The organism is Enterobacter sp. HG048, assembly GCF_024702055.1.
Classification (GTDB): Bacteria; Pseudomonadota; Gammaproteobacteria; order Enterobacterales; family Enterobacteriaceae; genus Enterobacter; species Enterobacter dykesii.
This window is the reverse complement of the sequence record NZ_JANLIZ010000001.1, coordinates 638,137-650,190: the sequence shown is the minus strand read 5'-3', so window position 1 is coordinate 650,190 and position 12,054 is coordinate 638,137. Positions and strand designations below refer to the sequence as shown.

At 60.2% G+C, this 12,054-nt stretch carries 12 protein-coding genes; 11 read left to right on the top strand and 1 reads right to left on the bottom strand.

Annotation, left to right across the window (positions count from 1 at the left end; genetic code table 11):
* The first annotated feature begins 332 nt into the window (after positions 1-332).
* From NUX24_RS03205 to NUX24_RS03170, 8 genes are all read left to right on the top strand, one after another.
* The gene (locus tag NUX24_RS03205; RefSeq protein ID WP_023311315.1) at positions 333-1,166 is read left to right on the top strand and encodes a pyruvate, water dikinase regulatory protein; all 834 of its coding nucleotides are present in this window, start codon (positions 333-335) and stop codon (positions 1,164-1,166) included.
* A 152-nt stretch (positions 1,167-1,318) separates the two neighbouring features.
* Positions 1,319-2,365 carry a 3-deoxy-7-phosphoheptulonate synthase AroH gene (aroH, locus tag NUX24_RS03200; RefSeq protein ID WP_047651982.1) on the top strand — a complete coding sequence of 349 codons (1,047 nt, stop codon included), beginning with the start codon at positions 1,319-1,321 and terminating at the stop codon, positions 2,363-2,365.
* 171 nt (positions 2,366-2,536) lie between these two features.
* On the top strand, positions 2,537-2,719 hold the full coding sequence (gene hemP / locus NUX24_RS03195) for a hemin uptake protein HemP (protein ID WP_047651981.1): 183 nt from the start codon (positions 2,537-2,539) through the stop codon (positions 2,717-2,719).
* Positions 2,720-2,795: 76 nt separating this feature from the next.
* Positions 2,796-4,778, top strand: coding sequence for a TonB-dependent hemoglobin/transferrin/lactoferrin family receptor (locus NUX24_RS03190; RefSeq protein WP_257829858.1), 1,983 nt, complete (start codon positions 2,796-2,798; stop codon positions 4,776-4,778).
* Positions 4,779-4,826: 48 nt separating this feature from the next.
* Positions 4,827-5,855: a hematinate-forming heme oxygenase ChuS gene (chuS, locus tag NUX24_RS03185; RefSeq protein WP_257829856.1), complete on the top strand. Its 1,029-nt coding sequence runs from the start codon at positions 4,827-4,829 to the stop codon at positions 5,853-5,855.
* Complete coding sequence (locus NUX24_RS03180; protein WP_257829854.1) at positions 5,852-6,673, top strand: hemin ABC transporter substrate-binding protein; 822 nt, start codon at positions 5,852-5,854, stop codon at positions 6,671-6,673. Before chuS ends, NUX24_RS03180 begins: the two co-directional genes overlap by 4 nt.
* Entirely contained in the window at positions 6,673-7,665 is a 993-nt protein-coding gene (locus NUX24_RS03175; RefSeq protein WP_047651976.1) for an iron ABC transporter permease, read from the top strand. Before NUX24_RS03180 ends, NUX24_RS03175 begins: the two co-directional genes overlap by 1 nt.
* A complete protein-coding gene (locus NUX24_RS03170) occupies positions 7,658-8,437 on the top strand; it encodes a heme ABC transporter ATP-binding protein (RefSeq protein ID WP_257829852.1) in 780 nt (259 codons plus the stop codon). Before NUX24_RS03175 ends, NUX24_RS03170 begins: the two co-directional genes overlap by 8 nt.
* Here the strand turns inward: NUX24_RS03170 and NUX24_RS03165 are convergent.
* The gene (locus NUX24_RS03165) at positions 8,404-9,327 is read right to left on the bottom strand and encodes a LysR family transcriptional regulator (protein WP_257829851.1); all 924 of its coding nucleotides are present in this window, start codon (positions 9,325-9,327) and stop codon (positions 8,404-8,406) included. The two genes, NUX24_RS03170 and NUX24_RS03165, sit on opposite strands and share 34 nt — an antisense overlap.
* Before the next feature lie 140 nt (positions 9,328-9,467).
* Between NUX24_RS03165 and NUX24_RS03160 the strand changes: the two genes are divergently transcribed.
* From NUX24_RS03160 to NUX24_RS03150, 3 genes are read left to right on the top strand one after another with little or no spacing between them, the layout of a single operon-like run.
* The gene (locus NUX24_RS03160) at positions 9,468-10,175 is read left to right on the top strand and encodes a CoA transferase subunit A (protein WP_126328320.1); all 708 of its coding nucleotides are present in this window, start codon (positions 9,468-9,470) and stop codon (positions 10,173-10,175) included.
* A 2-nt stretch (positions 10,176-10,177) separates the two neighbouring features.
* Entirely contained in the window at positions 10,178-10,834 is a 657-nt protein-coding gene (locus tag NUX24_RS03155; RefSeq protein WP_257829848.1) for a CoA transferase subunit B, read from the top strand.
* Between the two features lie 9 nt (positions 10,835-10,843).
* Positions 10,844-12,025 carry an acetyl-CoA C-acetyltransferase gene (locus NUX24_RS03150; protein ID WP_257829846.1) on the top strand — a complete coding sequence of 394 codons (1,182 nt, stop codon included), beginning with the start codon at positions 10,844-10,846 and terminating at the stop codon, positions 12,023-12,025.
* Positions 12,026-12,054 lie beyond the last annotated feature (29 nt).

The window sequence follows — 12,054 nt, the reverse complement described above, 5'->3', positions numbered from 1 at the left end:
AACAATCCTTTTGTGATATTTGATCGGAGTAAGTAACACCTGACTACGTATTTATACTGGCATATTTATTTCGGCTAAAAAAACGGTGAATCGTGTAAGCAATTTAAAATTTATACTTTTCGGATACTTTCCCATCAACGATTAACCCAATGATTCCTCTATATTCAGCCAGAAACCCCAAAAATAAAGTCGCTATTTGAAAAATGAAATCCACTTTTCAGGAAAATCAAAAACAGCGTTTCATTCATAATTAGGATAAGTTCTTTGCTGTGTAAATTACTTTTTTAATTTATGCTTTCAGACAATTAGGTCTGATATTCAGGGTGAGTAAAATGGATAGTGCTGTCGATCGCCATGTTTTTTATATTTCTGATGGTACGGCGATCACCGCCGAGGTGCTGGGCCACGCGGTGATGTCGCAGTTTCCCGTCTCGATTAACAGCATCACGCTGCCGTTTGTCGAAAACGAGAGCCGCGCCAAAGCGGTTAAGGACCAGATCGACGCCATCTACCAGCAGACCGGCGTCCGCCCGCTGGTGTTCTACTCCATCGTGATCCCGGAGATTCGCTCCATCATTTTGCAAAGTGAAGGCTTCTGCCAGGATATCGTGCAGGCGCTGGTGGCGCCGCTGCAGAGTGAGCTGAAGCTCGACCCGACCCCCATTGCCCACCGTACCCACGGGCTGAACCCCGGCAACCTGACCAAGTATGACGCGCGTATCGCCGCTATCGACTACACCCTTGCCCACGACGACGGTATCTCGCTGCGAAATCTCGACCAGGCGCAGGTGATCCTGCTCGGCGTGTCGCGCTGCGGCAAAACGCCGACCAGCCTCTATCTGGCGATGCAGTTCGGCATTCGCGCCGCAAACTACCCGTTTATCGCCGATGACATGGATAACCTGGTGCTGCCCGCCGCCCTTAAGCCGCTGCAGCACAAGCTGTTCGGCCTGACCATTAATCCGGAACGCCTTGCCGCCATCCGCGAAGAGCGCCGCGAGAACAGCCGCTACGCCTCCATGCGCCAGTGCCGGATGGAGGTCTCCGAAGTGGAAGCCCTGTACCGTAAAAACCAGATCCCGTGGCTGAACAGCACCAACTATTCGGTGGAAGAAATTGCCACCAAAATTCTCGACATCATGGGGCTTAATCGCCGCATGTACTAATGCGCTAGTACATTGGCTCAGATTCAGGTATCATCATCTGCAACCACGGGGCGGTGTCGCCCCGAACTTGAAATCAGCAGGGATTGGTTTAAGGTGATGCCCATCACTTCCCGGTAGTCTGCCGATGAAGCAAAAATTTTCTGAGACATTCCATGAATAAAACCGATGAACTTCGCACTGCGCGCATTGACAGCCTGGTCACGCCGGCTGAACTGGCCCAGCGGCATCCCGTTTCCGCCGCCGTCGCGGAACATGTGACGGCCTCCCGCCGCCGCATTGAAAAGATCCTGAATGGTGAAGACAAACGTCTTCTGGTGGTGATTGGGCCTTGCTCCATCCACGATCTGGATGCCGCGATAGATTATGCAAAACGACTCCAGGGACTGCGGGATAAGTACCAGCATCGCCTTGAGATCGTGATGCGCACCTACTTTGAAAAACCGCGCACCGTGGTGGGCTGGAAAGGCCTGATTTCCGATCCTGACCTCAACGGCAGCTATCGCGTTAACCACGGTATCGAGCTGGCGCGGAAGCTGCTTTTACAGGTCAACGAGCTGGGCGTGCCGACGGCGACCGAGTTTCTCGATATGGTGACCGGGCAGTTTATCGCCGATCTGATCAGCTGGGGCGCGATTGGCGCGCGCACCACCGAAAGCCAGATCCACCGCGAGATGGCCTCCGCCCTCTCGTGCCCGGTCGGCTTTAAAAACGGGACCGATGGCAACACCCGTATCGCGGTTGATGCCATCCGCGCAGCCCGTGCCAGCCACATGTTCCTGTCGCCGGACAAGAGCGGTCACATGACCATCTACCAGACCAGCGGTAACCCGTACGGGCATATCATTATGCGTGGCGGCAAAAAACCGAACTATCATGCGCAAGATATCGCAGCAGCCTGCGAAACGCTGGCCGAGTTCGACCTGCCGGAACACCTGGTGGTGGACTTCAGCCACGGCAACTGCCAGAAGCAGCATCGTCGCCAGCTGGACGTCTGCGATGAGATATGCCAGCAGATCCGCAGCGGCTCGACCGCCGTTGCAGGGATTATGGCTGAGAGCTTTATCAAAGAAGGCACGCAGAAAATCGTTGCCGGGCAGCAGATGGTTTACGGTCAGTCGATCACCGACCCGTGCCTGAGCTGGGAAGACAGCGAACTGCTGCTTGAGAAGCTGGCGTCGGCGGTAGATACGCGCTTCTGAAATCCCACCCTTCTCCCTCTCCCTGTGGGAGAGGGACGGGGTGAGGGCATCAGACCGCACCTCACCCCAAATTTGATCCCCTCACCCTTTTTTCATAAAAACGCTTGCCGTCAATTTGCAGTTTATTGATAATGATTATCATTGTTACATTGATTGTTATTTATAAACATTATGTCACGTACGGATAACAGCGCGGCAACGCCAGCAAAAACAGACACAGCACCAGCCCTTTCCGAGCGTCGGATTGACAGCAAAACCCTCCTCGGCGATGAGGGCCGGGTCATTATCGAGCATGACGGCCAGCGCTATCTGCTGCGTCAGACCCATGCCGGAAAACTGATCCTCACAAAATAAACAACATAAACAATACGCCAGCCACCCAGGTGACACCCAGGCAGCCAGCGCTTTTCACTTCTTATGGAGAGTTGCTATGCCACACCTGCCTTCCGCATCTTTACGCCCGTCACTTCTGGCGCTGGCGATTGTCAGCGCCCTGCCGGGAGTCGCGTTTGCCGCCACAGATGACATTACCGTCACCGCCACGGGCAACGCCCGCAGCGCCTTTGAAGCCCCCATGATGGTGAACGTGATTGACGCCAGCGCGCCGGAGAAACAAACCGCCAGCTCTGCTGCCGACCTGCTGCGTAACGTACCCGGCCTGACGCTGGACGGCACCGGGCGCACCAACGGGCAGGACGTGAACCTGCGCGGATATGACCGTCGCGGCGTGCTGGTGCTGGTTGACGGCGTGCGCCAGGGCACCGATACCGGCCACCTGAACAGCACCTTCCTCGATCCCGCGCTCATCAAACGTATCGAAGTGGTCCGCGGCCCGTCGGCCCTGCTGTACGGCAGCGGCGCGCTGGGCGGCGTGATTTCGTATGACACCGTTGATGCAAAAGATCTGCTGGAGCCGGGTAAAAACAGTGGTTACCGCGTGTTTGGTACTGGCGCGACGGGCGATCGTAGCCTCGGGATGGGCGCCAGCGCCTATGGCCGCACCGATACGCTGGACGGTCTGGTCTCATGGTCCAGCCGGGATCGCGGTGACATCCGCCAGAGCGACGGCGCAAGCGCGCCTAATGACGAGTCCATCAATAACATGCTGGCGAAAGGCAGCTGGAAAATCGACCCGGCCCAGACCCTGAGCGGCTCGCTGCGCTACTACAACAACGATGCCCAGGAGCCAAAAAATCCGCAAACCACCGGGGCGGACAGCAGTAACCCGATGACCGATCGCTCCACCATTCAGCGCGACGCGCAGCTGGGCTACAGCATCGCCCCGGAAGATAACGACTGGCTGAATGCCGATGCGAAGGTTTACTGGTCCGAAGCGCGCATCAATGCCCAGAACATCGACGGCAGCGGCGAGTTTCGCAAGCAAACCACCAAAGGCGGCAAGGTGGAAAACCGCACCCGTCTGTTCAGCGACACCTTTGCAGCACACCTTCTGACCTACGGCGGAGAATACTACCGTCAGGAGCAGCATCCGGGCGGGGCCACCACCGGGTTCCCGGAGGCGAAAATTGATTTCAGCTCCGGCTGGCTGCAGGATGAGATCACCCTGCGCGATCTACCTGTTACCCTGCTGGGCGGCACCCGCTATGACAACTACCGCGGCAGCAGCAATGGCTACGACGATGTCGATGCCGATAAATGGTCCTCCCGCGCCGGATTGACCGTCAGCCCAACCGACTGGCTGATGCTGTTTGGCTCGTACGCGCAGGCGTTCCGCGCGCCGACTATGGGCGAGATGTATAACGACGCCAAACACTTCTCCATTGGCCGCTTCTATACCAACTACTGGGTGCCAAACCCGAACCTGCGCCCGGAAACCAACGAAACACAGGAGTTTGGATTTGGCCTGCGCTTTGACGATCTCATGCTTGCCAACGATGCGCTGGAGTTCAAAGCCAGCTACTTCGATACCAAAGCCAAAGACTATATCTCTACCACCGTCGATTTTGCGGCGGCAACCACCATGTCCTATAACGTCCCGAACGCCAAAATCTGGGGCTGGGACATGATGGCAAAATACTCTGCCGACCTCTTCAACCTGGACCTGGCCTATAACCGCACGCGCGGGAAAGACAGCGATACGGGCGAGTACATCTCCAGCATCAACCCGGACACCGTCACCAGCAAGCTGGACATTCCGGTGGCGCAAAGCGGATTTTCCGTCGGCTGGATTGGCACCTTTGTCGATCGCTCAACGCATATCAGCAGCAGCTACAGCAAACAGCCGGGCTATGCGGTTAACGACTTCTATGTCAGCTATAAGGGCCAGGAGCGACTCAAAGGCGTGACCACGACGCTGGTACTCGGCAACGCCTTTGACAAAGAATACTGGTCACCTCAGGGCATTCCTCAGGATGGTCGTAACGGGAAGATTTTCGTCAGTTATCAATGGTAATCCCTTCGTCCCGGGCTGACCGGGGCATTGCTTTGAAAGGAAGAGACAATGAATCACTACACACGCTGGCTTGAGCTAAAAAAAGAAAATCCGGGTAAGTACGCGCGCGACGTCGCAGGGTTAATGAACATCAGCGAAGCAGAGCTCACCTTTGCCCGTGTGGGACACGATGCCTGGCGACTGCACGGTGAAATCCGCGAGATCCTGGGCGCGCTGGAGACGGTGGGCGAAACCAAATGTATCTGCCGCAACGAATACGCCGTTCACGAACAGGTAGGGAATTTCACCAACCAGCACCTGAACGGCCACGCCGGGCTGGTGCTGAACCCGCGCGCGCTGGATCTGCGCCTGTTCCTCAACCAGTGGGCAAGCGCGTTTCACATCAGCGAAGCCACCGCCCGCGGCGAGCGGCAGAGCATTCAGTTCTTCGACCACCAGGGGGATGCCCTGCTGAAGGTCTACGCCACGGATAACACCGACGTTTCCGCCTGGGGTGACGTGCTGACCCGCTTTATCTTTGCTGACAACCCGCCGCTTGAACTGAAGGTTGCCGATGCCCCGGCTCACGCAGAAAACGCAAACGCGGGTCTCGTGGATAAAGAGTGGCGCACCATGACCGACGTGCACCAGTTCTTCAGCCTGCTGAAGCGCCACAATCTTAGCCGCCAACAGGCGTTTCGCCTGGTGGGGGACGATCTGGCCTGTCGGGTAGAGAACAGCGCGCTGGCGCAGCTGCTGGAGACGGCGCGTCGGGACGGCAATGAAATCATGGTCTTCGTCGGCAACCGCGGCTGCGTGCAGATTTTCACCGGCGCGGTGGAAAAGCTGGCGCCGATGAAAGGCTGGCTGAACGTCTTTAACCCAACCTTTACCCTGCATCTGCTTGAAGACGCCATTGCGGAGACGTGGGTCACGCGCAAACCAACCGCAGATGGGCATGTCACCAGTCTGGAGCTGTTTGCCGCCGACGGGACGCAAATCGCCCAGCTGTACGGCCAGCGCACCGAAGGCGAGCCGGAGCAAAGCCAGTGGCGCAGCCAGATAGACGCCCTGACGGCGAAAGGGCTGGCCGCATGAAACGGTGGCTAGTCCTCCTCAGCGCCCTGCCCCTGCTGGTGTTTGCTGCGCCGCAGGAGAAAATCGTCACGCTCGGTGGTGACGTCACCGAGATTGTCTACGCCCTCGGCGCGTCGTCTTCTCTGGTGGCCCGCGACAGCACCAGCCAGTGGCCGCAGGCGGCGAACGCGCTGCCGGACGTGGGCTATCTGCGTCAGCTCAACGCGGAAGGGATCTTATCCATGCGCCCTACGCTGGTGCTGGCCAGCGCCCAGGCGCAGCCCTCTCTGGCGCTAAAGCAGGTTGAGCAAAGCCACGTCAGGGTAATCGTTGTTCCCGCCGGTAACGACCTGAACGTCATTGACGAAAAGGTGCGGATCGTCGCTGAAGCGACGCACCGCGAGGCCGAGGGGGAAGTCCTGCGCAACACGCTGCGTCAGGCGCTGTCGGCGCTTCCCGCGTCACCGATCGATAAGCGGGTGCTGTTTATTCTCAACCACGGCGGGATGACCGCCATGGCCGCCGGACAACAGACCGGCGCGGACGCGGCCATTCGTGCAGCGGGGCTGCAGAACGCGATGCAGGGGTTCACCCGCTATCAGCCGCTGTCTCAGGAAGGGACAATTGCCAGCCGGCCCGATCTGGTGGTGATTTCGCAGGACGGGATCAACGCCCTGGGTGGGGAAGCGAATCTGTGGAAGCTGCCCGGCCTGGCGCAAACCCCGGCAGGACGTAATAAGCAGGTGCTGGCGATTGATGATATGGCGCTGCTGGGCTTCAGCGTGCGAACGCCGGAAGCCATCCGGCAGCTGCGTGCCAAAGCGGAGCAGCTGCCCTGATGTCCCGGCGGATAGCCTTATCGTTATGGATGCTGGCCGCGATCCTGACAATCATGACGCTCGCAGCGACCGGGGTTGGGGCACTACGCCTGCCGGTCAGCCTGCTGTGGAACGGCACCGACGAGGCGCTGCGTCAGATCTGGCTGACGATCCGCCTGCCCCGCGTGCTGCTGGCACTGACGATCGGCGGTTCGCTGGCGCTGGCGGGCTGCGTGATGCAGGGGCTGTTTCGAAATCCGCTGGCGGACCCGGGGCTGCTCGGCATCAGCAGCGGCGCGGCGCTCGCCGTCGCGCTGTGGGTGGTGATTCCGCTCTCGCTGCCTGCCCTGGTGATGCTGTATGCCCCGATGCTGGCGGCGTTTCTCGGCGCGCTGGCCGCCACCTTCGTGATTTTCCTGCTCAGCCGACAGCGTGACGCGTCCCTGTCGCGCCTGCTGCTGGTGGGCATTGCCATCAACGCCCTGTGCGGCGCCGCAGTCGGGGTGCTGTCATGGCTCAGCAATGATGCCCAGCTTCGCCAGCTTTCGCTCTGGGGAATGGGCAGCCTCGGCCAGGCGCAGTGGTCAACACTGCTGGCCGTTGCGTCGCTGATGGTGCCCACCGCGCTGATTATCTGGCGTCTGGCAGGCGCCCTCAACCTTCTCCAACTGGGGGACGAAGAGGCGCACTACCTCGGCGTGGAGGTTGCCGCCGTGCAGCGGATCCTGCTGCTGTGCAGTGCCCTGCTGGTGGCAGCTGCCGTTGCGGTCAGCGGCGTGATCGGCTTCGTCGGCCTGGTGGTGCCGCACCTGGTGCGCATGTGGCTGGGAGCCGACCACCGGGCGGTGCTCCCCGGCTCGGTGCTGGCCGGCGCGATGCTCCTGCTGGTGGCCGATACGCTGGCGCGCAGCCTCGTCGCTCCGGCGGAAATGCCGGTCGGCTTACTGACCAGCCTTCTCGGCGCGCCGTGGTTTCTGTGGCTTATCTTTCGTCGCGGAGGTGCGCATGGCTGAACGCTACTGTGCAGAAAACCTTGTTTTTCGCGCCGGACAACGCACGCTGATTAACGACGTGTCGCTGACCTTATCTCAGGGCGAGCTGGTGGCGCTGATTGGCCCCAACGGCGCAGGGAAATCAACGCTGTTGCGGCTGCTTACCGGCTATCTTAAACCTGCGGGCGGACTGTGCAGCCTGGCGGGCACACCGCTTGCGGCCTGGCAGCCAGAAACGCTCTCCCGCTACCGGGCGGTGATGCGCCAGAGCACGCAGCTCGGATTTGACTGGCCGGTTGAGGCGGTCGTCGGTATGGGGCGTGCGCCCTGGACCCGCGCGCCAGAAACGTCGGTGATTGAAGAAGTCATGGCTATCACCGGCTGTTTACCGCTGGCGGGCAGGCGGTTTGCCGCCCTATCCGGCGGCGAGCAGCAGCGCATTCAGCTCGCCCGCGCGCTGGCCCAGCTGTGGTGCGACGGTGCGCCGCGCGGCTGGCTGTTTCTTGATGAACCCACGTCCGCGCTGGATCTCTATCACCAGCAGCATCTGCTGCGCCTGCTGAAATCCCTGACCGGCCGGGGACATCTGCACGTGTGCGTGGTGCTGCACGACCTGAATCTGGCGGCGCTGTGGGCGGACCGCATCCTGCTGCTGCACGGCGGTAAAATCGTCTCCCAGGGAGCACCGGAAACCGTTTTGCAGGCCGATACGCTGGCGCGCTGGTACGGCGCACAGGTCCACGTCGGCAGGCATCCGGCTCACGCCGCGCCGCAGGTGTTTCTCGCCCCCTGATCGGGCTGATAAAAATCCTTCAGCGTCTCCAGCAGGGCATGCGCCGCTTTAGAGAGCTGCGTGTGCCCGGGATGGATTGCTCCAATGCACTTTTCTATCGGCGGGTTATCCAGCGGGATACAGACCGCGCCCAGCGCCGTCATCTGCGCCTCGCAGAGCGCCGGGACGGCACTGCCGCCCAGCCCGCTCGCGACCATTCGCCCGACCGTCACCAGCTGATGACTCTCCAGCGCCACCTCCAGCTTTCTGCCGCTTCGCGCCAGCTCCTCCTCCATCATCAGACGTACCGCCGACGGGCGCTGCAGGGTGATGAAATCCAGCGTCAGCAGCTCTTCCCATGACAGGCGCTTCTTGCCTGCCAGCGGGGAATTTTTCGGCACGATGGCAACAAACCTATCGAGGCCCAGCGGGGTAAACAGCAGGTTGTGCGTCGGTGCCGGTTCAAAGGCGATCCCCATCTCGACTCGCCCCTCCCGCACCATCTCTATCACCTGCTCGTTGATAACGTCATGCACGGTGACGTTGATCCCGGCATGACGATCGCGAAACGCTTTTAGCACCCCGGGCAGGACATTCGCGGCAAACGACGGCATGGCCGCAACCGAAATTTTACCGCGCTGCAGGGTAAAGCACTGGTGCATCGCCTCTTCGACGTTATCCCAGTCGGCAAGCAGCTGGCGCGCCATCGGCAAAAACGTCTCGCCCTCCTGCGTCAGCGCGACCTTGCGCGTGCTCCGCTGCAGCAGCGGTCCGCCGAGGGCGTCCTCCAGCGCTTTAATCGTCAGGCTAAGGGCCGGCTGGGAAAGATTCAGCCGTTCGCTGGCGTGGGCGAAATTGAGAGTGTGAGCTACCGCTAAAAACGCGCGTAACTGTTTGACACTCATTCTCATTTCTCATCCTGTTAACTAATTGAAAAAATTTAGTTAACAGGAAATTAATAAAAAAACCAAATGAGTGGGTCACAAATTCAAAATTAACAAATGAGTCGCCGCCCCTAATGATACCGGCACGGATAACGGGAGGGATGACTATGGCGGGACTGGATAAGCGCGTCGGCAGCTATGCGCAGGCGCTGGATGGGCTGACGGACGGGATGACCTTGCTGGCGGGCGGCTTTGGCCTGTGCGGTATTCCGGAGAACCTGATTGCGGAGGTCAGACGCCGTCAGGTGAAAGATCTGACGGTGGTATCAAACAACTGCGGCGTGGACGGTTTCGGTCTCGGGATACTGCTCGAAACGCGTCAGGTTCGCAGAGTGGTGGCCTCTTACGTCGGCGAGAACGCCCTGTTTGAGCAGCAGGTGCTGAGCGGCGAACTGGAGATTGAACTCACGCCTCAGGGCACGCTGGCGGAAAAGGTGCGCGCGGGCGGCGCGGGCATTCCGGCATTTTACACGGCCACCGGCTACGGCACGCCCGTGGCTGACGGCAAAGACGTGCGCCAGTTTGCGGGGAAGCACTACATCCTTGAAGAGGCTATTACCGGGGATTTCGCGCTGATTAAGGGCTGGAAAGCGGACTGGTACGGCAACGTTGTCTACCGGCATACCGCGCAAAATTTTAATCCGCTGATGGCAACGGCGGGCCGGATAACGGTCGTCGAGGTGGAAGAGATTGTTCCCCCGGGTGAGCTGCCCCCGTCGGCCATTCATACCCCGGGCATTTACGTCGACAGGCTGATTGTCGGCCAGTTTGAAAAACGCATTGAACAGCGCACCCTGCGCGCGGAAGGAGTCTGACGATGTTAACCCGTGAACAGATGGCCATACGCGTCGCCCGCGAGCTGCGCGACGGGTATTACGTCAACCTGGGGATCGGTATCCCTACCCTGGTGGCGAACTACATTCCGGACGGGATGGACGTGATGCTTCAGTCGGAAAACGGGCTGCTGGGGATGGGGGCTTTTCCTGACGAGCAGAGCCTTGACGCCGACATGATCAACGCTGGTAAACAGACCGTGACCGCGCGAACCGGCGCAGCCATTTTCGACTCAGCCCAGTCGTTTGCCATGATCCGCGGCGGTCATGTCGACCTGACCGTGCTGGGCGCGTTTGAAGTGGACGTCGAGGGCAATATCGCCTCTTGGATGATCCCCGGAAAGATGGTGAAGGGCATGGGCGGCGCGATGGATCTCGTCGCCGGGGCGCAGAACATCATTGTGGTGATGACCCACGCGTCGAAAAACGGTGAATCAAAGCTGTTGCCGCGCTGCACGCTGCCGCTCACGGGCGCAGGCTGCATCCGTCGGGTCTTAACCGATCTCGCATTGCTGGAGATCGAGGACGGCGCGTTCATCCTGCGGGAATACGCACCCGGCGTCAGCATCGACGAAATTGCGGCTAAGACGGCCGGGAAAATGATTGTGGCGGACGACGTTCGCGAGATGCGCTTCAACTGAGGACTCACGATGAAAGAAGTCATGATTGTCGGGGCAACGCGAACCCCCATAGGCAGTTTTCGCGGATCGCTATCGTCCCTTTCAGCGGTTGAGCTGGGGGCCATCACGGTGCGGCACCTGCTGGAGAACAGCGATCTTCGCGAAGAACAGGTAGATGAACTGATTTTCGGACAGGTGCTAACCGCGGGATGCGGGCAAAACCCGGCGCGTCAGACGGCCATCACCGCCGGGTTACCCGTCAGCACGCCGGCGACAACGGTCAACCTGGTCTGCGGCGCGGGATTAAAAGCGGTGCAGCTCGCCGCGCAGGCAATCCGCTGCGGCGACGCGGACGCGATTATCGCTGGCGGTCAGGAGAGCATGAGCAACACCCCCTATCTGCTGGACGGCGCGCGTTCAGGGCTGCGTTTTGGCCATACGGGCCTGCAGGACAGCATGATTACCGACGGCCTGTGGGACGCGTTCAACGATTATCACATGGGGATCACCGCCGAAAACGTCGCCCGGGAGAATGCCATTTCCCGCGAGCAGCAGGACGCCTTTGCCGCCCGGTCGCAGCACAAAGCGGCTTTTGCCCTCGAAGCGGGTCGGTTTGACGCCGAGATAGCGCCGGTAACGGTAAAACAGGGTAAAAAACCGCCGCTTATCGTCCGCCGTGACGAACAGCCCCGGCCAGGCACCACCGCCGAGCAGCTGGCGCAGCTGCGCCCCGCCTTTTTGCAGGCGGAAGGCACGGTGACGGCCGGAAATGCGTCGACGCTCAACGACGGTGCCGCCGCGGTGCTGCTGATGAGCGGCGAAAAGGCGCGGGAGAGCGGTTTGCCAGTTCTCGGTCGCATCGTGAGCTACGCCGTGACGGGCGTTGACCCGTCGGTGATGGGCATCGGTCCGGTCAGCGCCTGCCGGACGGCTCTGTCGCGGGCGGGCTGGACGCTGGATGACGTGGACCTCATTGAAGCCAATGAGGCCTTTGCCGCCCAGGTGCTGGCGGTGGGCAAGCAGCTCGGCTGGGATGAACGCAAGGTGAATGTTAACGGCGGCGCTATCGCCCTGGGTCATCCGATTGGCGCCTCCGGCTGCCGCATCCTCGTGACGCTGCTGTACGAAATGCAGCGCCGTGACGTCAAAAAAGGGCTCGTCACCCTGTGCGTGGGCGGCGGGCAAGGCATTGCTCTGACCGTCGAGCGTTAAGCCTCTCGTTGGTACCCAAATAATAATTA

Bases quoted from the DNA above. Each gene is read 5' to 3' on its own strand.
- NUX24_RS03160 (WP_126328320.1), top strand. From the start codon at position 9,468: ATGGCGGGACTGGATAAGCGCGTCGGCAGCTATGCGCAGGCGCTGGAT.
- NUX24_RS03165 (WP_257829851.1), bottom strand. From the start codon at position 9,327: ATGAGAATGAGTGTCAAACAGTTACGCGCGTTTTTAGCGGTAGCTCAC.
- NUX24_RS03155 (WP_257829848.1), top strand. From the start codon at position 10,178: ATGTTAACCCGTGAACAGATGGCCATACGCGTCGCCCGCGAGCTGCGC.
- NUX24_RS03190 (WP_257829858.1), top strand. From the start codon at position 2,796: ATGCCACACCTGCCTTCCGCATCTTTACGCCCGTCACTTCTGGCGCTG.
- chuS (WP_257829856.1), top strand. From the start codon at position 4,827: ATGAATCACTACACACGCTGGCTTGAGCTAAAAAAAGAAAATCCGGGT.
- NUX24_RS03180 (WP_257829854.1), top strand. From the start codon at position 5,852: ATGAAACGGTGGCTAGTCCTCCTCAGCGCCCTGCCCCTGCTGGTGTTT.
- NUX24_RS03150 (WP_257829846.1), top strand. From the start codon at position 10,844: ATGAAAGAAGTCATGATTGTCGGGGCAACGCGAACCCCCATAGGCAGT.
- NUX24_RS03205 (WP_023311315.1), top strand. From the start codon at position 333: ATGGATAGTGCTGTCGATCGCCATGTTTTTTATATTTCTGATGGTACG.
- hemP (WP_047651981.1), top strand. From the start codon at position 2,537: ATGTCACGTACGGATAACAGCGCGGCAACGCCAGCAAAAACAGACACA.
- NUX24_RS03170 (WP_257829852.1), top strand. From the start codon at position 7,658: ATGGCTGAACGCTACTGTGCAGAAAACCTTGTTTTTCGCGCCGGACAA.
- aroH (WP_047651982.1), top strand. From the start codon at position 1,319: ATGAATAAAACCGATGAACTTCGCACTGCGCGCATTGACAGCCTGGTC.
- NUX24_RS03175 (WP_047651976.1), top strand. From the start codon at position 6,673: ATGTCCCGGCGGATAGCCTTATCGTTATGGATGCTGGCCGCGATCCTG.